This is a genomic window from Polaromonas sp. P1_F9 (assembly GCF_056405615.1).
Genome location: NZ_JBFUBT010000002.1, coordinates 580,089 through 603,485 on the forward strand (window position 1 = coordinate 580,089; position 23,397 = coordinate 603,485).

The 23,397-nt window shown below is 62.3% G+C and carries 23 protein-coding genes; 13 read left to right on the forward strand and 10 right to left on the reverse strand.

From position 1 onward, the window contains the following. Positions 1-55: 55 nt before the first annotated feature. Complete coding sequence (locus tag AC1DYR_RS08010) at positions 56-469, reverse strand: hypothetical protein (RefSeq protein ID WP_477687967.1); 414 nt, start codon at positions 467-469, stop codon at positions 56-58. A 157-nt stretch (positions 470-626) separates the two neighbouring features. On the opposite strand from AC1DYR_RS08010, the gene AC1DYR_RS08015 reads away from it, so the two are divergent. After that, positions 627-1,463, forward strand: a complete 837-nt coding sequence (locus AC1DYR_RS08015) for a helix-turn-helix domain-containing protein (protein WP_477704796.1) — start codon at positions 627-629, stop codon at positions 1,461-1,463. Between the two features lie 13 nt (positions 1,464-1,476). Here AC1DYR_RS08015 and AC1DYR_RS08020 read toward each other — a convergent pair whose 3' ends face one another. The 4 genes from AC1DYR_RS08020 to AC1DYR_RS08035 all read right to left on the reverse strand — a co-directional run bounded on the left by AC1DYR_RS08020 (position 1,477) and on the right by AC1DYR_RS08035 (position 5,970). Next, positions 1,477-1,839 (reverse strand): DUF1428 domain-containing protein, encoded by a 363-nt coding sequence (locus AC1DYR_RS08020; protein ID WP_477704622.1) that lies wholly within the window; start codon positions 1,837-1,839, stop codon positions 1,477-1,479. A 332-nt stretch (positions 1,840-2,171) separates the two neighbouring features. Beyond that, entirely contained in the window at positions 2,172-3,287 is a 1,116-nt protein-coding gene (locus AC1DYR_RS08025) for an ABC transporter ATP-binding protein (protein WP_477704623.1), read from the reverse strand. Continuing rightward, on the reverse strand, positions 3,284-4,882 hold the full coding sequence (locus AC1DYR_RS08030; protein ID WP_477704624.1) for an ABC transporter permease: 1,599 nt from the start codon (positions 4,880-4,882) through the stop codon (positions 3,284-3,286). The genes AC1DYR_RS08025 and AC1DYR_RS08030 overlap by 4 nt, the downstream gene beginning before the upstream one ends. Positions 4,883-4,944: 62 nt before the next feature. Beyond that, positions 4,945-5,970, reverse strand: coding sequence for an iron ABC transporter substrate-binding protein (locus AC1DYR_RS08035; protein ID WP_477704625.1), 1,026 nt, complete (start codon positions 5,968-5,970; stop codon positions 4,945-4,947). Positions 5,971-6,258: 288 nt separating this feature from the next. Here AC1DYR_RS08035 and AC1DYR_RS08040 point away from each other — a divergent pair, with 288 nt between their 5' ends. Then, entirely contained in the window at positions 6,259-6,762 is a 504-nt protein-coding gene (locus tag AC1DYR_RS08040) for a pyridoxamine 5'-phosphate oxidase family protein (protein WP_477704626.1), read from the forward strand. 51 nt (positions 6,763-6,813) lie between these two features. Then, positions 6,814-7,197: a hypothetical protein gene (locus tag AC1DYR_RS08045; RefSeq protein WP_477704627.1), complete on the forward strand. Its 384-nt coding sequence runs from the start codon at positions 6,814-6,816 to the stop codon at positions 7,195-7,197. 66 nt (positions 7,198-7,263) lie between these two features. Here AC1DYR_RS08045 and AC1DYR_RS08050 read toward each other — a convergent pair whose 3' ends face one another. The 5 genes from AC1DYR_RS08050 to AC1DYR_RS08070 form a co-directional block, all read right to left on the reverse strand. Further along, positions 7,264-7,770, reverse strand: a complete 507-nt coding sequence (locus AC1DYR_RS08050; protein WP_477704628.1) for a BON domain-containing protein — start codon at positions 7,768-7,770, stop codon at positions 7,264-7,266. 55 nt (positions 7,771-7,825) lie between these two features. Next, entirely contained in the window at positions 7,826-10,441 is a 2,616-nt protein-coding gene (locus AC1DYR_RS08055) for a bifunctional aconitate hydratase 2/2-methylisocitrate dehydratase (RefSeq protein WP_477704629.1), read from the reverse strand. Positions 10,442-10,525: 84 nt separating this feature from the next. Beyond that, positions 10,526-11,158, reverse strand: coding sequence for a hypothetical protein (locus AC1DYR_RS08060; protein WP_477704630.1), 633 nt, complete (start codon positions 11,156-11,158; stop codon positions 10,526-10,528). A gap of 40 nt (positions 11,159-11,198) precedes the next feature. Then, a complete protein-coding gene (locus AC1DYR_RS08065) occupies positions 11,199-12,206 on the reverse strand; it encodes an HpcH/HpaI aldolase/citrate lyase family protein (protein ID WP_477704797.1) in 1,008 nt (335 codons plus the stop codon). A 79-nt stretch (positions 12,207-12,285) separates the two neighbouring features. Then, entirely contained in the window at positions 12,286-13,272 is a 987-nt protein-coding gene (locus AC1DYR_RS08070; RefSeq protein WP_477649359.1) for a malate dehydrogenase, read from the reverse strand. Between the two features lie 243 nt (positions 13,273-13,515). Between AC1DYR_RS08070 and AC1DYR_RS08075 the strand changes: the two genes are divergently transcribed. The 10 genes from AC1DYR_RS08075 (at position 13,516) to leuD (ending at position 23,284) form a co-directional block, all read left to right on the forward strand. Continuing rightward, complete coding sequence (locus tag AC1DYR_RS08075) at positions 13,516-14,286, forward strand: GntR family transcriptional regulator (RefSeq protein ID WP_477671357.1); 771 nt, start codon at positions 13,516-13,518, stop codon at positions 14,284-14,286. A 215-nt stretch (positions 14,287-14,501) separates the two neighbouring features. Then, entirely contained in the window at positions 14,502-14,999 is a 498-nt protein-coding gene (sdhC, locus tag AC1DYR_RS08080; protein WP_477704631.1) for a succinate dehydrogenase, cytochrome b556 subunit, read from the forward strand. Between the two features lie 18 nt (positions 15,000-15,017). Then, positions 15,018-15,383 (forward strand): succinate dehydrogenase, hydrophobic membrane anchor protein, encoded by a 366-nt coding sequence (gene sdhD / locus AC1DYR_RS08085; RefSeq protein ID WP_477704632.1) that lies wholly within the window; start codon positions 15,018-15,020, stop codon positions 15,381-15,383. Between the two features lie 48 nt (positions 15,384-15,431). Beyond that, complete coding sequence (gene sdhA / locus AC1DYR_RS08090) at positions 15,432-17,225, forward strand: succinate dehydrogenase flavoprotein subunit (RefSeq protein WP_477671354.1); 1,794 nt, start codon at positions 15,432-15,434, stop codon at positions 17,223-17,225. Between the two features lie 56 nt (positions 17,226-17,281). Next, a complete protein-coding gene (locus tag AC1DYR_RS08095) occupies positions 17,282-17,986 on the forward strand; it encodes a succinate dehydrogenase iron-sulfur subunit (protein WP_122955671.1) in 705 nt (234 codons plus the stop codon). A 106-nt stretch (positions 17,987-18,092) separates the two neighbouring features. Beyond that, complete coding sequence (locus tag AC1DYR_RS08100; protein ID WP_477704633.1) at positions 18,093-18,422, forward strand: FAD assembly factor SdhE; 330 nt, start codon at positions 18,093-18,095, stop codon at positions 18,420-18,422. A gap of 27 nt (positions 18,423-18,449) precedes the next feature. Beyond that, positions 18,450-19,760 carry a citrate synthase gene (gene gltA, locus AC1DYR_RS08105; RefSeq protein WP_477657143.1) on the forward strand — a complete coding sequence of 437 codons (1,311 nt, stop codon included), beginning with the start codon at positions 18,450-18,452 and terminating at the stop codon, positions 19,758-19,760. 299 nt (positions 19,761-20,059) lie between these two features. Beyond that, positions 20,060-21,037, forward strand: a complete 978-nt coding sequence (locus AC1DYR_RS08110; protein ID WP_477704634.1) for a LysR family transcriptional regulator — start codon at positions 20,060-20,062, stop codon at positions 21,035-21,037. 46 nt (positions 21,038-21,083) lie between these two features. After that, positions 21,084-22,505: a 3-isopropylmalate dehydratase large subunit gene (gene leuC, locus AC1DYR_RS08115; protein ID WP_477704635.1), complete on the forward strand. Its 1,422-nt coding sequence runs from the start codon at positions 21,084-21,086 to the stop codon at positions 22,503-22,505. Positions 22,506-22,633: 128 nt separating this feature from the next. Further along, positions 22,634-23,284, forward strand: a complete 651-nt coding sequence (gene leuD / locus AC1DYR_RS08120; protein ID WP_477704636.1) for a 3-isopropylmalate dehydratase small subunit — start codon at positions 22,634-22,636, stop codon at positions 23,282-23,284. The last annotated feature ends 113 nt before the right edge of the window (positions 23,285-23,397 follow it).

Consider the following 23,397-nt stretch of genomic DNA (forward strand, 5'->3'; position numbering starts at 1 on the left):
CCCCGTGGGAGTCCGGCGCCGCATACCCTGCCCCTCTACCGAGTCTTGTGCGTTCTCACCAAGCCGGCTGCGGCGCTGCGCGGCGCAAGCCGAAGTACTGCAGTTCGGCCAGCACCGCCACCGTCAGCGCCTGCATCACCACATAGGCCACGCCCAGCATGGAGGGCGACACACGACCGCTGGCCAGCATCAGCACGCAGGCCAGCGCCCAGCCGATATTGCCCGCCACCAGTGCCCAGATAACGCCACGCGGCAAAGGATTACGCGTTGAAACAAACGCAACGACTGCCGCATAGACCAGCAGGAACTCTCCGGTGTAGGCAATCAGGCCCTCGGGCAGGTTCAGCAGGCGGGCCATCGCGGCTGGAAAGGCGACTTGCAATACACCGCAAGCGATGCACGACAGCGCATCCACACGCAGCACATTGCGCAGGAAGTTGGGAGAGGAAAGGATGGAACTCGAAGACATGGCAAAACTCCTGAAAGTACGGTCGGCCGGTGATGTTTGGTTAGCGCGCCGGGCCGCCGGGTCGGTGCGCATGGAGGTCATCATTCCTGCGCGCCGGTGTCACGTCGATAACCTGGCAGGTAATGGAAACCTGGCCGCGTGGCCTTACGATGTCTCCATGACTGCCAGCATTCATCCCCCCAGCCGCCCGGCGCCGCACAGTGCGCCCCAACCCTTTGGCGACCACCTGCGCCACTGGCGCCAGCACCGGCGCCTGAGCCAGCTGGACCTGGCGCAGGAAGCAGAGATATCCACCCGGCATCTGAGTTTTGTGGAAACCGGCCGCTCGATGCCCAGCCGGGAAATGGTGCTACGCCTCGCGGAGCGGCTGGCCATCCCGTTGCGCGAGCGCAATGCGCTGCTGGTGGCGGCCGGCTATGCGCCCATGTACCGCGAACGGCCGCTAAACGACCCGGCGCTGGCTTCGGCCCGGCAGGCCGTGGAGCTGCTGCTCAAAAGCCATGAGCCCTACCCGGCGCTGGCGGTGGACCGGCACTGGAACCTGGTGGCTGCCAACCGCATGGTGCCGCACCTGATGGAAGGCGCCGATGCCTCGCTGCTGCAGGGGCCGGTGAATGTGTTGCGCCTGAGCCTGCATCCTTTGGGCCTGGCGCCGCGCATCGCCAACCTGCTGCAGTGGCGCGCACATATATTTGAACGCCTGCGCCAGCAAGTCGCGGCTACCGCCGACGCGGTGCTGGCGACCTTGCTCGAGGAACTCAAGGCCTACCCCGTGCCCGATGAAGCGAAAAACGAACACCTCGACGGCGAGCACCCTGGCGTGGTCATGCCTTTCCTGTTCAAGACACCGGCCGGCATGCTGAGCTTTATCAGCACCACCACCATCTTCGGCACGCCGGTGGACGTGACGCTGCAGGAGCTGGCGATGGAGACGTTTTTCCCGGCGGATGATTTCACGCGGCAAGCGCTGCACGCGCTGGCGGCGCAGAGCTAGCGGAAGCCAAACTTCAGAGTTCGACGATCGTCTTGAAGCCACCCCAAATCATGCGTTTGCCGTCGAAAGGAAGATTCTTCGGGTCCATCATGGCCTCCAGGCGCGGGTCGGACATGACCTTTTTGTTGACGCTGTCACGCTGCTTGCGCGACTTGTAGGTGATCCACGAGAACACCACCACCTCGCCGGCCTTGAGTTTGACGCTTTGCGGAAAGGACGTGACCTTGCCGGGTTTCACGTCGTCGGCGATGCACTCGGTGTATTCGATCGCGCCGTACTCCTTCCAGATCTTGCCGGCCTTGCGGGACAGCTTGCGGTAGTCCTCCACTTTCTTGGCGGGGACGGCAACGATGAATCCATCTACGTAACGGGCCATGGGAAATCTCCTTGGGTAAGCGGTTGTCACCTGAAACGCTGCAATAACCGATCAAGTTGCCAGCGCGCAAGTGCACAGTCATTAATTTGTGTACACCGTACACAATATACCCAAAGACCTGTGTAAGACGCCTTAAAGATTCGTAACAAGGCATGTATTGGTCGAACCGCGCCCCTTTGCGCTGGCGTGCCGGGGAAACGTCCGCCGCCAGCTGGTTCATCGCACCCGTAGAGACAGGCAACATGCTATTAATTTAATAGCTGCTTGCGCCCGTTCTTATTGGGCTACGGCCACTATTTACTTAAATTCCCGGGAACCGGCACGCAGCCGGCTTATCCGAACACATGCGCCTCGCCGGCCACCGTGATGCGGACCATGGCGCCTGGCGCCGGGGCATGCAGGCCGGAGCTGCGCACCAGCAGCGGCGCGTCCCACGCAGCGGGCTCTGTAGCCGCCTGTGCTTCTTCTGCCGTGACCAAGCCGGCGCCGCGCACCAGGCGCACCGACAGCACGCAGACCGGACCGCCAAAATCGGTGTCGATGACCGCGCCGTAGCACGCAGCGGCATCCGCACTTTGCACGGCCGCCTGCGCCGGGACTTCAGCCACCTGCAGCTGCTCTGGCCGAAGCATGATCTGCGCCGCGCCACTGCGCTGGGCGTCGTTGACCGCGACTCGCCCCAGCGCGCAGTCAGCCCAGCCGCCCGCCAGCTGCGCCGGCAGCACGATGGCTTCGCCCAGGAAGCCGGCCACCGCGGCATCATGGGGCCGCAGATAAATATCCACCGGGCGGCCGGCCTGCACCAGCTGCCCTTCACGCATCACGGCTACCTGGTCGGCAAATGACAGGGCCTCCGCCTGGTCGTGCGTGACCAGGATGGTGGTGATGCCGGCGCCGCTGAGCAATTGCGCGACGGCCTTGCGGGTGCTGGCGCGCAGGCCCGTGTCCAACGCGGAAAAAGGCTCATCGAGCAACATCAGCTGCGGGCGCTGGGCCAGCGCACGGGCCAGCGCCACGCGCTGCTGCTGGCCGCCAGACAACTCATGCGGGCGACGGCTGAGCATGGCGGTGTCCAGCGCAACCATGTCCATCAGTTCAGCAATGCGTTCAGCGCGCCGGGGCGTATTGCGCGGCAGGCCAAAGCCGACGTTGCCTTCAATCGTCAGGTGCGGAAACAGCGCGCCGTCCTGCGGCACAAAACCGATGCCGCGCTGGTGTGCCGGCACGGCTTCCGGCCCGTCTGCCAGTTGCCGGCCGCCCAGCACGACGCGGCCGGCGTCGGGCACTTCGAAGCCGGCAATGATGCGCAGCAAGGTGGTTTTACCGGAACCCGACGGACCCACGATGGCGGTGCGGCTGCCGGCCGGCACGTGCAGGTGAACGCCGCCCAGTGCTTCCACAGGGCCATAGTGTTTGCGCAGGCCGTTCAGTTCAAGAGAAGTTGTCATCGTCCCGCCGTGCGTTTGGATTGGGTATAGAGCAGCCAGGTCATGGGCAGCGACAGCAGCACCATGATGAGTGCATAGGGCGCAGCGGCGGCGTAGTCGATCTCACTGCTGTAGGCCCAGAAGGAAGTTGCCAGGGTGCGCGTGCCGTTGGGCGCGAGCATCAGCGTGGCGGTGAGTTCGTTGGTGATCCCCAGGCCCACCAGCGCCGCGCCGGCCGCCGCGCTGGGCGCAGCCAGCCGCAGGGTGATGGCCCACAGCGCCTGCGCGGGCGTGCGGCCCAGGCTGCGCGCGGCCTGCTCCAGTTCCACCGGCGCCTGCGCAATGCCGGCACGCAGGCTGATGAGGGCGCGCGGCAAAAACATCAGCAAATAAGCCAACAGCACCGTGAGTGCCGTCTGGTAAATCGGCATGCGCACAGTCACTGTGACGAGCGCCAGCGCCACCACCACACCGGGCAGCGAACCGACCATGTAGTTGCAGGCCTCCAGCACGCGCTGCAGCCGGCCCGGTGAGCGTATCGACAGCCAGGCCATGGGCACGGCAGCCACTGTGGTCAGCAACGCACCGGCCAGCGCCAGCGCCAGGGTCTGAAAAATCGCCGGGCCGATTTCATCCACGCGCCATACGGCAGCCCCGCCGGCCACCAGCCAGCGGCCCAGGGTAACCAGCGGCACGCCCAGTGCCAGAGCGGTGACCAGCGCGGGCAGCAGCAGGCACAGGCCAGCAAAGCGGCCCAGCTTGCGTTTGAAAGGCATGCGCGCTGCGCCGGAACCCACGCGTGCATAACGTTCCTTGCCGCGCGCGGCCGATTCCAGTCCCAGCAACGCGAAGCAGCACACCACCAGCACGCCCGACAGCATGTTGGCGGCGGGCCCGTTGTAGGTCGACTGGAACTGGTCGACGATGGCCGTGGTGAAGGTGTCGAAGCGGATCATCACGTAAAGGCCGTACTCGGCCAGCAGGTGAAGGCCTACCAGCAGCGAGCCGCCGCATACTGCCAGCCGCAGCTGCGGCAGCACCACGCGGAAGAACACCGCCAAAGGGCTCAAGCCCAGCGAGGCGGCGCTGTCTTCCATGCCCGGATCCAGCCGCCGCAAGGCTGCGGCCACCGGCAAATACAAAAATGGAAAGTAGGCGATCACCGAAACCATCACGCCGGCGGGCAAGCCGTGCAGGCCGGGGGCGACCGTCATCCAGGCATAGCTGTGCACAAAAGCCGGTACCGCCAGCGGCGCGACGGCCAGCCAGGCCCAGGTGCGCGCACCGGGCAGGTCGCTGCGCTCCGTGAGCCAAGCCAAGGCCACGGCCAGCACGGCGCATAACGGTACTGTTAGCGCCACCAGCAACGCAGTGTTGACGAGCAGTTCACCCACACGGGGCCGGAAGATCAACGCAGAGGCCGTGTCCCAACCCGCCTGGATGCCGACCCAGATGACAAAACCCAGCGGCAACAATGCCAGCAGCGAGACCAGCAGGGCCGCGCTACCCACCCACGACAGGCGCCAGCCGCCGCGCCCGGCCGCAGGCAAAGGCCGCAGGGCCGCACTCGCCGGCTTCAGGGAGTCGGCGCCGACATCAAAGGGCAAGGCACTCAAGGCAGGTGTCAGATCCGTGGAGCTGAAGTGGTTGGAAGCGATTGGAAGCGATTGGAAGTGGTTTACAGCAGGCCGGCCTGGGTCATCAGGTCGGTGACTTTTTTGCTGTTGAGTTTGGAAGGCTCGACCTTGGGCGCCTGCAGCTCAGCCAGCGGTACCAGTTTGGGGTTGGAGGCTACGCCGGTGCCGACGGCGTACTCATACGCGTCGCCGGTTTTCAGGATGTCCTGCCCGCCTTTGCCGGCGATCCACTTCACGAAGGCCTGCGCTTCGGGCTGGTGCTTGCTCGAGGCCAGCACGCCGCCACCGGAAATGCTCACAAAAGCGCCGGGGTCCTGGTTGCGGAAGTAATGCAACTGGGCGTTGTTACTGTTCTCGCCCGTCTTGGCCTGGTCGCCGTAGTAGTAATAGTGGTAAATCACGCCACCTTCGATCTGGCCGGCATTGACGGCCTTGAGCACGGTGCCGTTGCCCTTGTAAGGCGTGGCGTTTTCCTTCATGGCCTTCAGCCAGGCGGCGGTGGCGGCTTCGCCCTTGAGTTCAAGCAACGCGCTCACGATGGCCTGGAAGTCGGCGCCGGAAGGCGATGCGGCCCAGCGGCCCCTCCAGGCGGGCGTGGCCAGGTCCAGCATGGACTTGGGCAACTGCGCCGGCGTGAGCTTGGCCTTGTTGTAGACAAACACCGTACTGCGCGCGGCGATGCCCGTCCAGCGGCCGTGCGCGGGGCGGAAGTTGGCGGGCACTTCAGACAGCGTGGCCGCGTCCAGCGGAGCGAACAGCCCTGCCGTGTCGACCAGCGCCATGGCCGGCGAGTTCTCGGTCAGGAACACATCGGCGGGCGAGGCCTTGCCTTCCTGCACGATCTGGTTGCCCAGCTCGGTGTCACTGCCGTTGCGCAAAGTGACCTTGATGCCGGTTTCCTTGCTGAAGGCTTCAGCCCAGGCCTTGGTAAGGCTGGCGTGCTGGGCGTTGTAGACCACGATGCCTTCCGCGGTGGGCGTGACGGTTTGGGCGATGGAAGCCAGAGGCGCGGCTAACAGGCCGACGGCCAGCGCGGCGCCGGCAAGGGATGGGAACGACAGTTTCATGAAACACCTTTAGGGATGAAAAAACGACCGATTCGCCCGAATCGGACCGGCGCGGCGGAGGTCTTATGCCTGCGGGGCACCTGTAAGCAATCTGTAATACAAATACGAATTACTTGCATCCGTATGGTAACCGCTCCCGCCATTAGTTCCCGCAGGGGCCATGGTTTACACAGGCTGCGGCCCCGGCAGGGCTGTCGGCACTTGCTGACAGCTGCCCGCGCCGCCCGCTGATGAGCGGCAAGCGGCCTCCTGCCTAGCATCGATCCATTGGCCACCCCTTTGGAGTTCATGAGCGCAACGAAGTCAAACCACGACACCCTTTGGGAACTGATCAAGGGCATCAAATTCGGCATGCTGACGCACCGCAACGCCAACGGCATGCTGCACGCGCATCCGCTGACCACCCAGAACCAGTCGCTGGACGCCGAATCGCACCTGTACTTCTTCATTTCTCGCAAAAGTGAGCTGGTTCAAAGCCTTCTGCAGGACGGCAACGTCAACGTGTCATATGCCGACCCGGGCGACGACTGCTATGTCTCGGTGTCGGGCCAGGCCGTGATCGCCGAAGACGAGGATAAAAAAAAGGAACTCTGGTCACCCCTGGCGCGCACCTGGTTTCCCGTGGGCGTGCAGGACCCGGACCTGGCTTTGCTTGAAGTGCGCATCCACTACGCTGAATACTGGGACGTGAAGGAAAGCAAGATGGTGCAGCTGGCCAAGATGGCGAAAGCAGCCATCCTGGGCGAGCTGCCACGCAAGCTGGGCGAGCACAAAGAGCTGCATATTCCCTGAGCGCTTTTTTCCAGAAATCTTTCCAAAAACATCCATCCACCGGCCTGCACCATGCCCCTTATCTCGTTTAACAAGGCCACTGAGCCAAGCGCCCCCGATGATCTGCGCATCAACACCACTGCCGTGTTGTATGTGGAGGCCTCGCGCCCCGACCTGCTCGGCCAGACCACCATCCACATGCTGGGCCAGGGCACCACGGTCAATGCCGTCACCGAATCGATAGGCACAGTGGTCTCTTCCATAGGCGGGTTGGTGGCGGTCAAACGCCATTACCTGGCGCCCCCGCCCGACGACGGTGCAAGCACGGTCTATGTGCTGCCGGCCAATATCAGCCACATACGCCCCAACCTGCCGCTGACGCCGGAGTTCTGGTATTTGAAGTTTGTCGATGGTTCGGAACTGCGGGTGGTGGACCCGCTGCCGTCGGGGCTTTAACTTCCCCAATAAAAAAGCCCTGCAATCTCTTGCAGGGCTTTTTGCATTTCGTTTGACTGGATGACGCTATTTCTTTTCCGGCTGCGCCGGCACATAGCGCACCGGCTCATCACCCACGCGCAGGTAGTTCACCACGCCCATCACGTCGTCAACCAGCCAGACGGCTTTTTCAAGCGCCTCTGATTGCTCGCGTGTCTTGACGCAACCTTTGAGGAACACCAGCCGCCGCTCGCCCTGCACCCACACACTGGTGTCGTCGAACCGGCCGTCGAGCTTGATGTATTGTGACACGCGCGGAATGATTTCCTGGTCGTACCAATACGAGTTGGCCAGGCGGCAACGCCCCACCCGATAGCAACTGCCGCCGTGCTGCGCCCGTACATGGGCCACATCGCGCACTTCCTGCTCGGTATAGAGCGGCCCCTCCGGCACAGGGCACGGACTGATCGCCGAAGTGACCTGCAGGAAGGGGTCGTTGAAGGCGTTGGTGCGCGCTTGCTGGGCTTGAGCGGCTGCACCGGTGGCCAAAAAAAGAACAAAAAAAAGGAAGGAAAGAAGTGACGGTTTCTTCATCACTTCATCCTTCCATTTCAGCTTGCGGCTGTCAAGCCGCCGGCAGGGTGTCCACTTAAGCGGCCACGCCGTCCTTCACGGTGTCAGCCATGTCGGTGTAGTCCTTGACCTGGTCGAAGTTGAGGTACTGGTAGATCTTGTCGCTGGCAGCGGTCAGCACACCCATGTCGGCCATGTACTCGGCCTTGGTGGGGATGCGGCCCAGCTTGGAACAGATTGCGGCCAGCTCGGCGGAACCGAGGTAGACGTTGGAGTTTTTCCCGAGACGGTTCGGGAAGTTGCGGGTGGAGGTGGAAAACACCGTCGCGCCCTCTTTCACCTGCGCCTGGTTGCCCATGCACAGGCTGCAACCCGGCATTTCCATGCGGGCGCCGGCCGAGCCGAGCACGCCGTAGTGGCCTTCTTCGGTCAGCTGCTTGGCATCCATCTTGGTCGGCGGCGCCATCCACAGTTTGACGGGGATGTCGCGCTTGTTTTCCAGCAGCTTGGACGCTGCGCGGAAGTGGCCGATGTTGGTCATGCAGCTGCCGATGAACACTTCATCGATCTTGCTGCCGGCCACTTCGGCGAGCGTCTTCACGTCGTCAGGGTCGTTCGGGCAGGCGACGATAGGCTCATGGATGTCGGCCAGGTCGATTTCGATGACGGCGGCGTATTCGGCATCCGCATCGGCCTTGAGCAGCTGCGGGTCGGCCAGCCAGGCTTCCATGGCTGCGATGCGGCGCTTGATGGTGCGCACGTCCGAGTAACCCGTGGCGATCATCCATTTCAGCATCGTGATGTTGCTGTTGATGTACTCGATGATGGGCTCCTTGTTGAGGTGCACCGTGCAGCCGCCGGCAGAGCGCTCGGCCGAGGCATCGCTCAATTCAAACGCCTGCTCCACCTTGAGGTCGGGCAAGCCTTCGATTTCCAGGATGCGGCCCGAGAAGATGTTCTTCTTGCCCTGCTTGGCAACCGTCAACAGACCGGCCTTGATGGCGTACAACGGGATTGCGTTGACCAGGTCACGCAGTGTGATGCCGGGTTGCATTTCACCCTTGAAGCGCACCAGCACGGATTCAGGCATGTCCAGCGGCATGACGCCGGTGGCAGCGCCGAAAGCCACGAGGCCGGAGCCAGCGGGGAAGCTGATGCCGATGGGGAAACGGGTGTGGCTGTCGCCGCCGGTGCCGACGGTGTCAGGCAGCAGCATGCGGTTGAGCCAGCTGTGGATGATGCCGTCGCCCGGACGCAGCGGGATGCCGCCGCGGTCGCTCATGAACTCGGGCAGCTCGTGGTGCATCTTCACATCGACCGGCTTGGGATAAGCCGCCGTGTGGCAGAAGGACTGCATCACCAGGTCGGCGCTGAAACCCAGGCAAGCCAGGTCTTTCAATTCGTCGCGCGTCATCGGGCCGGTGGTGTCTTGCGAGCCGACCGAAGTCATCTTGGGCTCGCAGTAAGTGCCGGGGCGTACGCCCTGGCCTTCAGGCAGGCCGACCGCACGGCCAACCATTTTTTGTGCCAGCGTAAAGCCGCGGCCGTTGTCGGCCGGATTCTGCGGCAGGCGGAACTGGGTAGACACGGGAAGGCCCAGCGCAAAACGTGCCTTGGCCGTGAGGCCTCGGCCGACGATCAGCGGAATGCGGCCGCCGGCGCGCACTTCGTCAAACAGCACGTCGCTCTTGAGTTTGAACTCAGCGATGACCTTGCCCTCTTTCAGCGCCTTGCCGTCGTAGGGGCGCAGTTCGATCACATCGCCCATGGCCATCTGGCTGACATCGAGTTCGATCGGCAGCGCGCCCGAGTCTTCCATGGTGTTGTAGAAAATCGGGGCGATTTTCGAGCCCAGGCAGACGCCGCCGAAACGCTTGTTCGGCACATAGGGGATGTCTTCACCGGTGAACCACAACACCGAGTTGGTCGCGGACTTGCGCGAGGAGCCGGTGCCGACCACGTCGCCCACGTAGGCCACCAGATTGCCCTTGGCTTTCAGCTCTTCAATGAACTTGACCGGGCCGCGCTTGCCGTCTTCTTCGGGCGTCACGCCGGGGCGGGCATTCTTGTGCATGGCCAGCGCGTGCAGTGGAATGTCGGGGCGGCTCCAGGCGTCGGGTGCGGGCGACAGGTCATCTGTGTTGATTTCACCGGCCACCTTGAAGATGGTGAGCTTGATCGACTCGGGCACTTCCGGACGGCTGGTGAACCACTCGGCATCGGCCCAGCTTTGCAGCACGGCCTTGGCGTATTTGTTGCCCTTGCCGGCCTTTTCCTGCACGTCGTGGAACTGGTCGAACATCAGCAGCGTGTGCTTCAGGCCGTTGGCCGCTTGCGTGGCCACGCTGTCTTCAGCGTCGTCGAGCAGCTCGACCATCGGGCTGATGTTGTAGCCGCCCAGCATGGTGCCAAGCAATTGCGTTGCTTTTTCGCGCGAGATCAGCGCACACTTTTCAGTGCCGTGCGCTACGGCAGCGAGATAGCTGGCCTTGACCTTGGCGGCCGCATCAACCCCGGCCGGCACGCGGTGCGTAATCAGCTCCACCAAAAAGGCTTCTTCGCCCTTGGGCGGGTTCTTCAGCAGCTCAATGACCTCACCGGTCTGCTGGGCCGACAGCGGCAGTGGGGGAATACCCAGCACGGCGCGCTCCGCCACATGGTTGCGGTAGGTTTGTATGAACTCGGGCATCATGGTTTTCTTCTCCTGTACTCAAATATTTGCACGGTCGATGCGCGTGCGGTCGCGGTCTGTGTCTGTATTGGGCTTTGTGGGGCTTCACTGGGCTTTGGCCGGGGCAGTTTCTGGCTGAGCAGAACCCGTGCCGGCCTGAGCTGGCGCAGCTTTGGCGGCAGGCAAGGGCTCCAGAATGCTGGTCGGGGGGTTCTTCTTCAACTCGTCGGCAAAAGTCACCTGCGCCGGGCTCATGCATTCGTCAGCCAGGCGCTGGCCCAATTTCTGGCTCATCAGCATCGACTTGTTGCCCAACTGCAGCCACATGGCGCCGGCACGGCCGTCTTCCAGACGGATGGCGCCGGTGCGGCTTCCGACCGGGTGCATGCGAAAACGCGTCTTTCCCGTCTGCACCAGGAAGAAGCCCGGGCGTTTTTCATTCGGCGTGATGGTGACGGAGGCACCCAGTTCGCAGGGAATCGTGCCGACGTAAACCCGCTTGGCGAGCTCCAGGTCTTCAGGGGTCAACGTGACAGACGGGTCATCGTCAATGGGCGTCCTTTCTTCCACCACCTTGGCGGCAGAGCGCTTGATCGGCGCACGCTTGGCGGCCTGAGCGGGCTGGTCGGCTGCGGCGGCGGCCTTCTTGGGTGCAGCGGCTTTAGGGGCGGCCGCCGTCTGGGCCAGCAACAGGGCCGGAGCGGCCAGCATCAGGGCAGAGAGAGCGAAATGTTTCATGGGGAATCCTTTTGGAACGGTCAACAGTCAATCGGGGAAATCAGTGAAGCGGGACAGAAAAATACGCCTGCGCCTCGTGCGGTAAAACACGGCCGGTCTGGTGCGCGCGCTCCAGAACCTGCCAGAAGTAGCGGTAGCTCGCGCGGTCGTGCAGCTTGCCTTCAAAACTGATGGGGGCCCAGTCTGAATGTGCGGCAGCAGCTATTATTTTTGTAGCACTTTCAATCTCGCCCTCGGTGGGCGCAAAAGCCGCCAGGATAGGACGGATCTGGTTGGGGTGGATGCTCCACATGCGGGTGTAGCCCAGTTCACGGGCGGCATGGCGTGCGGCGGAAGTCATGGCCTCAGTGTCATTGAACTCTGTGACAACACAATGCGACGGCACTTTGCCGTGGGCGTGGCAAGCCGACGCGATTTCGAGCTTGGCACGCATCACCAGCGGATGCGTGAACTGACCGCGGCTGCTCATGCCGTCGGCGGGAATCGCACCGCCATGCGCCGAGACAAAATCCATCAGGCCAAAACTCAATGACTGCACGCGCGGATGCGCCGCAATGTCGAAAGCGTTTCGCACCGCGAGTGGAGACTCGATCAACACGTGCAGCGGCAGGCAGCCGGCAGATGCCGAGAGCAGAGCCTGCTCGGCCCTGACCACATCGGCAACCGATTCCACCTTGGGGACCATGATGTGTGAGAGATGGCGGGACAGCTTCCCGGCAATGACAGCCATGTCGGCCTCAAAGGCGGGGTGGTCCACCGAATGGATGCGCACCGCGACGCGTGCCTTGTCGCTGGCCAGGGCCGCCAGCGCCACGACCATCGCGGCATGGTCGGCTTCGCCGCCCACGGGTGCGCCGTCTTCGCAATCCAGCGTCACGTCAAACACGCAGGCGCCGAACTCCTCGATCATTTCGGCCTGCAGCTGCAGGCTTTTGCGCATGCGGGCTTCAACACCGCTGTAGTGATCACAAACCGGAAGAAACCCGGCTTGTGCCTGGGCACCAAGCAGAACGTCGCGCGGATGTTGGCGAGCCCCCACGCTTGTCACTTCGTGTACTACGCTGCCCCCCGAGGGGGCCGTGCTTGCTTGGGGCGGCCCTGCGCGGCGCACATCGCTCATTAATTGCTCAGAGCAGGTGCTTGACGCCGTCTTGCTCACCCTTAAGCTCGTCCAGGGTCTTGGTGATGCGTTCCTGGCTGAACGCGTCGATCTCCAGGCCTTCGACCAGTTTGTATTCGCCGTTTTCGCACGTCACGGGGAAACCGAACATGATGTCTTTCGGGATGCCGTACTGGCCATCGGACGGGATGCCCATGGTGACCCACTTGCCGTTGGTGCCCAGCGCCCAGTCGCGCATGTGGTCGATGGCGGCGTTGGCGGCCGACGCAGCCGAGGACAGGCCGCGTGCCTCAATGATGGCAGCGCCGCGCTTGCCGACGGTGGGCAGAAACACGTTGGCGTTCCATTCCTGGTCGTTGATCATCTTGGCGACGCTTTCGCCCTTGATGGTGGCAAAACGGTAGTCGGCATACATCGTGGGCGAGTGGTTGCCCCAGACGGTGAGCTTTTCAATGTCAGCCACGGCCTTGCCGGTCTTGGCGGCGATCTGGCTGGCGGCGCGGTTGTGGTCCAGGCGCAGCATGGCAGTGAAGTTCTTGCGCGGCAGGTCAGGGGCGCTCTTCATGGCGATGTAGGCGTTGGTATTGGCGGGGTTACCGACCACCAGCACCTTGACATTGCGGCTGGCGACGGCGTTGAGCGCTTTGCCCTGCGCCGTGAAGATGGCGCCGTTGACGGCGAGCAATTCGGCACGTTCCATGCCGGGGCCGCGTGGGCGCGAACCGACCAGCAACGCGTAGTCGGCATCCTTGAATGCGGTCATCGGGTCGCTGTGGGCTTCCATGCCGACCAGCAGCGGGAACGCGCAATCGTCGAGTTCCATCATCACGCCCTTGAGCGCTTTTTGCGGGCCTTCAACCGGCACTTCGAGCAATTGGAGAATGACGGGCTGGTCCTTGCCGAGCATTTCGCCGGAAGCAATGCGGAACAACAATGCGTAACCGATTTGGCCTGCTGCACCGGTGACTGCAACGCGGACGGGTTTTTTGCTCATGATGGGAGGACTCCAGGAAGTTGAAAATCGGTTGAATGAGGGATGTAGCGTGAGATGTCTGGCGCGACCCTGGAATATCTGGGAGAGATTACTAACGGGTCTTATGCTTTTACCCGCCAAATTCACCGCAAAACGGCAGGCCGCGCGCCGGCTCAGCCAAAGATTTTACGCTTGAAAAGTGGCGGGCGTCAATTTGTCTTATGTCTTATATAAGATATGATACGGCCAGCCAGAATCCAACCCATGAACGCCACTCCCGCCTTACCCGCCGATGACTTTGCAGGTGCCACGCCGGCGTTCAGTCCGCTGTACCAGCAGATCAAGGCCCTGATCCTGCAAAGCCTGCAATCAGGTGAATGGAAACCGGGCGAAGCCATCCCTTCCGAGATGGACCTGGCAGCGCGCTACCGCGTCAGCCAGGGCACTGTGCGTAAAGCCATCGACGAGCTGGCCACCGACAACCTGGTGGTGCGCCGCCAGGGCAAGGGCACCTTTGTTGCAACCCACGCCGAGCAACATGTCCAGTTCCGCTTTCTCAAACTGGTCCCCGACAGCGGCACACCGGGCAGCGAAGGCCCGGCCCAACGCGACATCATCGACTGCCGGCGCGTGCGCGCCAGCGCCGAGATTGCACGCACGCTGGCCTTGCGCACCGGGGACGCCGTGCTGCAGGCCCGACGCGTGCTGAGCTTTGCCGGCACACCCACCATTCTTGAAGACATCTGGCTTCCCGCCGCGCCCTTCAAGGGCCTGACGGCCGAGCGGCTGGCTGACTACCACGGCCCCATGTATGCGCTGTTTGAGACCGAATTCAACGTGCGAATGGTCCGCGCCGAAGAAAAAATACGCGCCGAAGCAGCCACTGACGGGCGCGAGCTGCTATTGAAAGTAGAGCACGGAGCACCGCTTTTGAGCGTGGAGCGCATCGCCTACACCTACAACGATGCGCCCATGGAGCTGCGCCGCGGCTACTACCGCACCGACACACACCATTACCACAACACCCTGAACTGACACTGCGGCAGCCGGTGATTTGTAATCGTCATGTCAGTTACGACGACCTTCGCGCAGCAATTGCGAACTGTTGCGCCGCCAAACGCGCTTTTCCCGACAAAAATTTCCGGCCATCACCCGAAGCGGCCGGGATTGTTGCTGCATTGCAATAGAATTTCGGGTTGAGCCGCTTTGGCAGTTACAAAGCCGTTACTCAAAAACACAGAAAGCCAAGTATGTCCGAATCAGCGACAACCGTAGCGAAGAAGCGGCCCGAGTTCCGCAACATCAACGCTCTGACCGACCTCCCCTCCTATCGTTTGCCGCCCGCCGGCTGGGTTTCCATCCTTCACCGTATCAGCGGGTTCATCATGTTTTTGCTGATGCCCTTCATCATCTGGATGTTCGACACTTCGATCTCCTCTGAAATCTCGTTTGCGAAATTCAAGGCCCTGTTCAACATCGGCTCGACCTTTAGCTGGTCTTCTTTCCTGTTCTGGAGCTTTGCGCAACCCGTTGGATTCACTATCCCAGGATGGATATTCAAGTTGGTGGCGCTGGCGCTGATCTGGGCCTACCTGCACCACTTCATCGCCGGCCTGCGCCATTTGTGGATGGACGTCAGCCACGCCGCCGTCAGCAAGGAATTCGGCAAATCGTCCGCCATCTTCACGCTGGCCGTGAGCATCATCCTGACGCTCATCCTCGGCGCCAAGCTGTTCGGCCTCTACTGATCACAAGGAGCACAAAAAATGGCAGTTAACTACGGCTCCAAGCGCATCGTTGTCGGTGCCCACTATGGTCTGCGCGACTGGCTCGCGCAGCGCATCACGGCCGCCCTGATGGCCCTCTTCACCGTGCTGGTCCTGGCCCAGGTCATCTTCAGCAAAGGCCCCATCGGCTACGACAAATGGGCCGGAATTTTCTCTTCCCAGTGGATGAAGACGCTGACGTTTGTGGTCATCGCTGCCCTGCTATTGCACGTGTGGGTCGGCATGCGCGACATCTGGATGGACTACGTCAAGCCGGCCTCCGTCAAGCTGGTTCTGAATGTTTTCACGATTGTCTGGCTGGTGGCCTGTGCCGGCTGGGGCATCCAGGTCCTGTGGCGCCTTTAAGCCTTCGCTGATCCCACGACAAGAAGACCGACACCCCACACAAAAATCATGACAGCAACATCCAAACTCCCCAAGCGCAAATTTGACGTCGTCATCGTCGGTGCCGGCGGCTCCGGCATGCGCGCGTCGCTGCAGCTGGCACGCGCCGGCCTCAACGTGGCCGTGCTTTCCAAAGTGTTCCCCACCCGCTCGCACACCGTTGCAGCCCAGGGCGGCATCGGCGCATCGCTCGGCAACATGAGCGAAGACAACTGGCACTACCACTTCTATGACACCGTCAAGGGCTCCGACTGGCTCGGCGACCAGGACGCCATTGAATACATGTGCCGCGAAGCACCCAAGGTTGTGTACGACCTCGAGCACATGGGCATGCCGTTTGACCGCAACCCCGACGGCACGATTTACCAGCGCCCTTTCGGCGGCCACACCGCCAACTACGGCGAAAAGCCCGTGCAGCGCGCCTGCGCCGCAGCCGACCGCACCGGCCACGCCATGCTGCACACGCTGTACCAGCAAAACGTCAAGGAAAAAACCAGCTTCTTCGTCGAGTGGATGGCGCTGGACCTGATCCGCGACTCGGCAGGTGACGTCGTGGGCGTGACCGCCCTCGAAATGGAAACCGGCGACGTCCACATTTTTGAAGCCAAGACCACGCTGCTGGCCACCGGCGGCGCTGGGCGCATTTTTGCCGCGTCAACGAACGCCTTCATCAACACCGGTGACGGCCTGGGCATGGCGGCGCGCGCCGGCATCCCGCTGGAAGACATGGAGTTCTGGCAGTTCCACCCCACCGGCGTGGCCGGTGCCGGCGTGCTGCTGACTGAAGGCTGCCGCGGAGAAGGCGCGATTCTGCGCAACAGCAATGGCGAGCGTTTCATGGAGCGTTATGCGCCCACGCTGAAAGACCTCGCACCGCGCGACTTCGTCTCGCGCTCCATGGACCAGGAAATCAAGGAAGGCCGCGGCTGCGGCCCCAACAAGGACTACATCCTGCTGGACATGACCCATCTGGGCGTGGACGCCATCATGAAGCGCCTGCCTTCGGTGTTCGAGATCGGCCACAACTTCGCCAACGTCGACATCACCAAGGAACCGATTCCCGTGGTGCCCACCATCCACTACCAGATGGGCGGCATCCCGACCAACATCCATGGCCAGGTTGTCACGCAGGACGCCAACAACCAGAGCCAGGTGGTCAACGGCCTGTATGCGGTGGGCGAATGCTCCTGCGTCAGCGTGCACGGCGCCAACCGCCTGGGCACCAACTCGCTGCTCGACCTGCTGGTGTTCGGCAAGGCCGCCGGCAACCACATTGTCGAGTTCGCCAAGACCACCACGCACAAGCCGCTGCCGGCGGATGCTGCCGACAAGACCCTGGCCCGCATCGCGCGCCTGGACAACGCGACCGACGGCGAATACGCGCAAGACGTGGCCAACGACCTGCGCGCCGCCATGCAGCAGCATGCAGGCGTGTTCCGCACACAGGCCATCATGAACGAAGGCGTGACGAAAATCGCGGCGCTGCGCGCCCGCGTCAACAGCATCGGATTGAAGGACAAGTCGAAGATTTTCAACACCGCGCGCATCGAAGCGCTGGAAGTGGAAAACCTGATCGAAGCAGCGCAGGCCACTATCGTGTCCGCCGCCGCCCGCCAGGAAAGCCGCGGCGCGCACTCTGTCGACGACTACGGCGACACGCCCGCGCACCCGAACGGCCGCAACGACACCGACTGGCACAAGCACACGCTCTGGTACAGCGAAGGCAGCCGTCTGGCTTACAAGCCGGTGCAGATGAAACCCCTGACGGTCGATTCGGTCCCGCTCAAGACGCGTACTTTCTGAAGACGTTGCCCTTACTGCCCCTGACGCCCTGCGACCCCACAAGAAGCGAGAACCCCATGACCAAACGCACCTTCAAGATCTACCGCTACGACCCGGACACCGATGCCAAGCCCTACATGCAGACCATCGAGGTAGAGCTGGACGGCCACGAGCGCATGCTGCTGGACGCGCTGATGAAGCTGAAGGCGCAGGACCCGACCATCAGCTTTCGCCGCTCGTGCCGCGAAGGCGTTTGCGGCTCCGATGCCATGAACATCAATGGCAAGAACGGCCTGGCGTGCCTGACCAACATGCGCACGCTGCCCGAGGTCATCATCCTCAAACCCCTGCCCGGCCTGCCTGTGGTGCGCGACCTGATCGTCGACATGACGCAGTTCTTCAAGCAGTACAACTCGATCAAGCCCTACCTGATCAACGACAACGTGCCGCCCGAAAAAGAGCGCCTGCAGAGTCCTGAAGAGCGCGATGAGCTGAACGGCCTCTATGAGTGCATTTTGTGCGCCAGCTGCTCCACCTCCTGCCCCAGCTTCTGGTGGAACCCCGACAAGTTCGTCGGCCCGGCCGGCCTGCTGCAGGCCTACCGCTTCATCGCCGACAGCCGCGACGAAGCCACCGCCGAGCGCCTGGACAACCTGGAAGACCCGTACCGCCTGTTCCGCTGCCACACCATCATGAATTGCGTCGACGTCTGCCCCAAAGGACTGAACCCGACCAAGGCGATTGGCAAGATCAAGGAAATGATGGTTTTGCGGACAGTGTGACCAATATGGCCCCCACGCTTGTCGCTTCGCGTACTACGCTGCCCCCCGAGGGGGCGTGTTTCGCCTTGGGGCGGCCCGGCGGCGAAACCTCTACGGCCTGAACGATATGGAAACCGCCGACGCCCTACTTGACGAGCGTGCCCTGAGCAAGCTCAAGTGGCGTTGCCGGCGCGGCCTGCTGGAAAACGATTTGCTGATCGAGCGCTTCTTTTTGGCGCACGAAACCACGCTAACCGTCAGGCAGGCTAAAGGGTTAAATGATTTAATGGATTTGTCCGACAACGATTTGCTGGACCTGCTGTTAAAACGAAAAGTTGCCGGCCAGCTGCCCGATGAAGCGGCCAAGGCAAGTGCCTCTACTTCTGAAGCCCATGAAGTTTTAAAGTTGCTGCAGCCCGCAGCGCCGGCCCCTGATTACGCGTCCGTCCTCCATTGACACTGATACGAAAGAAAGAAGCACGAAATGAAGCTAGCTGACAACAAAGCCACCCTGTCCTTCAGCAACGGAAGCCCCAGCATCGAGTTGCCGGTGTACCAGGGCAGCGTCGGTCCGGACGTCGTTGATATCCGCAAGCTGTATGCCCAGACCGGCATGTTCACCTATGACCCCGGTTTCCTGTCAACCGCTGCCTGCCAGTCGGCCATCACTTATATCGACGGCGACAAGGGCGAGTTGCTGTACCGCGGCTACCCCATCGAGCAGCTGGCCACCAACTGCGACTACATGGAAACCTGCAACCTGCTGCTGTACGGAGAGTTGCCCAATGTCGAGCAGAAAAAAGATTTCGTCAGCCGCGTGACCAACCACACCATGGTCAACGAGCAGATGCAGTTTTTCCTGCGCGGCTTCCGCCGTGACGCGCATCCGATGGCCATCATGACCGGCCTGGTCGGCGCCCTGTCGGCCTTCTACCATGACAGCACCGACATCACCAATCCCGAGCACCGCGACATCTCCGCCATCCGCCTGATCGCCAAGATGCCGACGCTGGTCGCCATGGCTTACAAGTACACCGTGGGCCAGCCTTACATGTACCCCAAGAACAACCTGAGCTACGCCGGCAACTTCCTGCACATGATGTTCGCCACGCCGTGCGAAGAGTACAAGGTCAACCCGGTGCTCGAACGCGCGCTGGACCGCATCTTCATCCTGCATGCAGACCACGAGCAGAACGCCTCGACCTCCACCGTGCGCCTGTGCGGTTCGTCCGGCACCAACCCGTTTGCGGCGATCGCTGCCGGCGTGGCTTGCCTCTGGGGCCCGGCACACGGCGGCGCCAACGAAGCGGCACTCAACATGCTGGGCGACATCCAGAAAGCCGGCGGCATCGAGAAAATCGGTGACTTCATCAAGCAGGTCAAGGACAAGAACTCCGGCGTCAAGCTGATGGGTTTTGGCCACCGCGTCTACAAGAACTACGACCCGCGCGCCAAGCTGATGCAGGAAACCTGCAAGGAAGTGCTCAAGGAAATGGGCCTGGAAAACGACCCGTTGTTCAAGCTCGCCATGGCGCTGGAAAAGATTGCCCTGGAAGACGAATACTTCGTGTCGCGCAAGCTCTACCCCAATGTCGACTTCTACTCCGGCATCGTGCAACGCGCCATCGGCATCCCTGTGCCTCTGTTCACGGCGATCTTCGCGCTGGCCCGCACCGTCGGCTGGATCGCCCAGCTCAACGAAATGATCGGCGACCCCGAGTACAAGATTGGCCGGCCACGCCAGTTGTTCACCGGCTCCACGACCCGTCAGGTGTTGCCGCTGGCCAAGCGCTAAGCGCCGCATCGCGTTGACATAAAGCCCGCCCTTGGCAACATCGGCGGGTTTTTTCATGCCCTCAAGCTTTGTCGCGCAACCCCGGGGAGGCCGCAACACTCGTCGATTGCTATACTTTTGATAGCTGCTTGTACTTATTGCTATTGGGCTAAAGCCTTAAAGAATCCGAAATTTCGGGGATTTGGGCTGAAAACGCCTATTGGCAAGCAGGGCATCGCGTATTGCGATGACAAAACATCAATCATGGTAGCAAAATAACGTTTCACCATCGTCTAACACGATGACGCCACGCCCATGCCATGAAAAGCTCCGAACGCAATTTTGCCCGCCGCATTGACCTGACCTCGCTTCAGCTCTTTGTGGCCGTGTGCGAGCTCGGCAGCATCGGCAAGGCGGCCGAGCGCGAATTCATTGCCGCCTCAGCCGTGAGCAAGCGCCTTTCCGACCTCGAAGCCACGCTGGACACGCCGCTGCTGTACCGCCACACCCGCGGCGTCGACCTGACGCCCGCCGGCGAAAGCCTGCTCCACCATGCGCGTTCGGTGCTGTTCAGCCTCGAGAAGATGCAGAGCGAGCTCAGCGAATACGCCGACGGCGTGCGCGGCCATGTGCGCGTGCACGCCAGCATCTCGGCCATCGTGCAGTTTTTGCCGGAAGACCTGGGCGCTTTCACCCGCGAGCATTCGGGCATCAAGATTGATCTGGAAGAGCACCTGAGCACCGAGGTCGTCCGTGCGGTGCAGGAAGGTGCGGCCGACCTCGGCATCTGCAACACCGCCGACGGCGCGGGTGACCTGCAGGTACTGCCTTACCGCACCGACAAACTGGTGCTGATTGTGCCCAGGGGCCATACCCTCTGTGCGCAAGGCGCTATCAAATTTGAAGCAGCACTGGACTACGACCAGGTCGGGCTGCACTCCAACAGCTCTATTTACCTCGCCATGCGTGAAGCGGCCGCCCGGCTGGGCCGCACCATCAAGCTGCGCATCCATGTCACCGGCCTGGACGCCATGTGCCGCATGATCCATAACGGCCTGGGTGTGGGCGTGATGCCGCAGCGCGCTTTTGAGCTGATGCACGGCGTCGGCGAACTCGAAGCCATTCCCCTGCTGGACGCCTGGGCCGAGCGCCAGATCCAGCTGGTGGCGCGAGACTTTTCCACCCTGCCCCTGACGGCGCGGCTGCTGGTGGAACATCTCACGCAGCCCGACACACCACAAACCAATGCAGCCCAACCTGCCAAAACTGCAGCCATGGCTGCAAGTGCAGCGGCCTAAAATCACCCCTCACGACAGACGACAACGAGAGACCACGAAGGACACCATGGGACGCACCCTTTACGACAAAATCTGGGACGAGCACGTCGTTCATACCGAAGACGACGGCACGGCCATCCTCTACATCGACCGCCACCTGGTGCACGAAGTCACCAGCCCGCAGGCTTTTGAAGGCCTGCGCGAGGCCGGCCGCAAGGTCTGGCGCATCAGCTCCATCGTCGCCACCGCCGACCACAACACGCCCACCACCGGCTGGGAACTGGGCTACGACGGCATCACCGACCTGGTCAGCAAGGAACAGATCACCACGCTGGACAGCAACATCAAGGAATTTGGCGCGGCCGCCTTCTTCCCCTTCCTCTCCAAGCGCCAGGGCATCGTGCATGTCATCGGCCCCGAAAGCGGCGCCACCCTTCCCGGCATGACGGTCGTCTGCGGCGACTCGCACACCTCCACGCACGGCGCTTTCGGTGCGCTGGCGCACGGCATCGGCACCAGCGAAGTCGAGCACGTGATGGCGACGCAAACCCTGCTGGCCAAAAAAGCCAAAAACATGCTCGTTAAGGTCGAAGGCAAGCTGGCCCCAGGCTTGACGGGCAAGGACATCGTGCTCGCCATCATCGGCAAGATCGGCACGGCAGGCGGCACGGGCTACACGATTGAATTCGCCGGCTCGGCGATTCGTGCGCTCAGCATGGAAGGCCGCATGACGGTCTGCAACATGGCGATTGAAGCCGGTGCCCGCGCCGGCCTGGTCGCTGTCGACCAAAAGACGATTGATTACGTCAAAGGCCGTTTGCTCTCGCCCACCGGCGTCGAATGGGACATGGCCGTCAAGTACTGGAACACGCTGCACTCGGATGCCGACGCGAAGTTTGACGCCGTGGTCGAGCTGGACGCCAGCGAGATCAAGCCGCAGGTCACCTGGGGCACCTCGCCCGAGATGGTGCTGACCATCGACGACCGCGTTCCCGACCCGGACAAGGAAAAAGACGCCAACAAGCGCGACGCCATCGAACGCGCGCTGAAGTACATGGGTCTCGAGCCCGGCAAGGCGCTGAACGACCTCTATGTCGACAAGGTGTTCATCGGCTCCTGCACCAACAGCCGCATTGAGGACATGCGCGAAGCCGCGGCCGTGATCAAGAAGATCGGCCAGAAGGTCGCCAAGAACGTCAAGCTCGCGCTGGTCGTGCCGGGCTCGGGCCTGGTCAAGGAACAGGCCGAGCGCGAAGGCCTGGACAAGATTTTTGTGGCCGCCGGTTTTGAATGGCGCGAACCAGGCTGCTCGATGTGCCTGGCCATGAACGCCGATCGGCTCGAGCCGGGCGAGCGCTGCGCATCAACATCCAACCGCAACTTCGAAGGCCGGCAAGGCGCCGGTGGCCGTACGCACCTGGTCAGCCCGGCCATGGCCGCCGCGGCCGCCGTGCACGGCCACTTTGTTGACATCAGAAAGTTTGTGTGAACCCCTGTCTCGGCTCACAACGCGCAAGCCAGACCCTCTCAAGGGTGCAACACCTGCGGCCCGGCAAAGCCGGTTCCGCGGTGTTTCTTGGCAAGAAACTGTTTCGATAGAGTGAAAGAGAGAATCACATGCAGAAATTCACCGTACACAAGGGCCTGGTCGCCCCGATGGACCGCGAGAACGTCGACACCGACGCCATCATCCCCAAGCAGTTCCTCAAATCCATCCGCAAGACGGGCTTTGGCCCCAACCTGTTTGACGAATGGCGCTACCTGGACGCGGGCTTCCCCGGCCAGGACCCGGCCAGCCGCAAACCCAACCCCGACTTCGTGCTGAACCAGCCGCGTTATGCGGGCGCCTCCATCCTGCTGGCGCGCAAGAACTTCGGCTGCGGCTCCTCGCGCGAACACGCGCCGTGGGCGCTGGACCAATACGGCTTTCGCGCGATCATCGCGCCGAGCTATGCCGACATCTTCTTCAACAACAGCTTCAAGAACGGCTTGCTGCCCATCGTGCTGCCTGAAGCGCAGGTGGCGCAGCTGTTCGACGAAGCGCTGGCCTTCCCGGGCTACCAGCTCACGGTCGACCTGGAACGGCAAGTGATCGTCAAACCGCAGGGCGAGGAGCTCCCGTTCGACGTGCAGGCTTTCCGAAAGTACTGCCTGCTCAACGGCCTGGACGACATTGGCCTGACCTTGCGCCAAAGCGACAAGATCAAGGCCTTTGAAGCCGAGCGGTTGGCGACCAAGCCGTGGCTGAACCACACCGTGACAGGCTGAAGTCGCTCCCACAGCGCAAAACAGCCCTGAACGGCCTCAAAACGCCCCAAAACAGGCTTTTCAACCATCCAATCGTGCTCCAGCCCAATCGGGACATGCGCGAGCAGCTATAA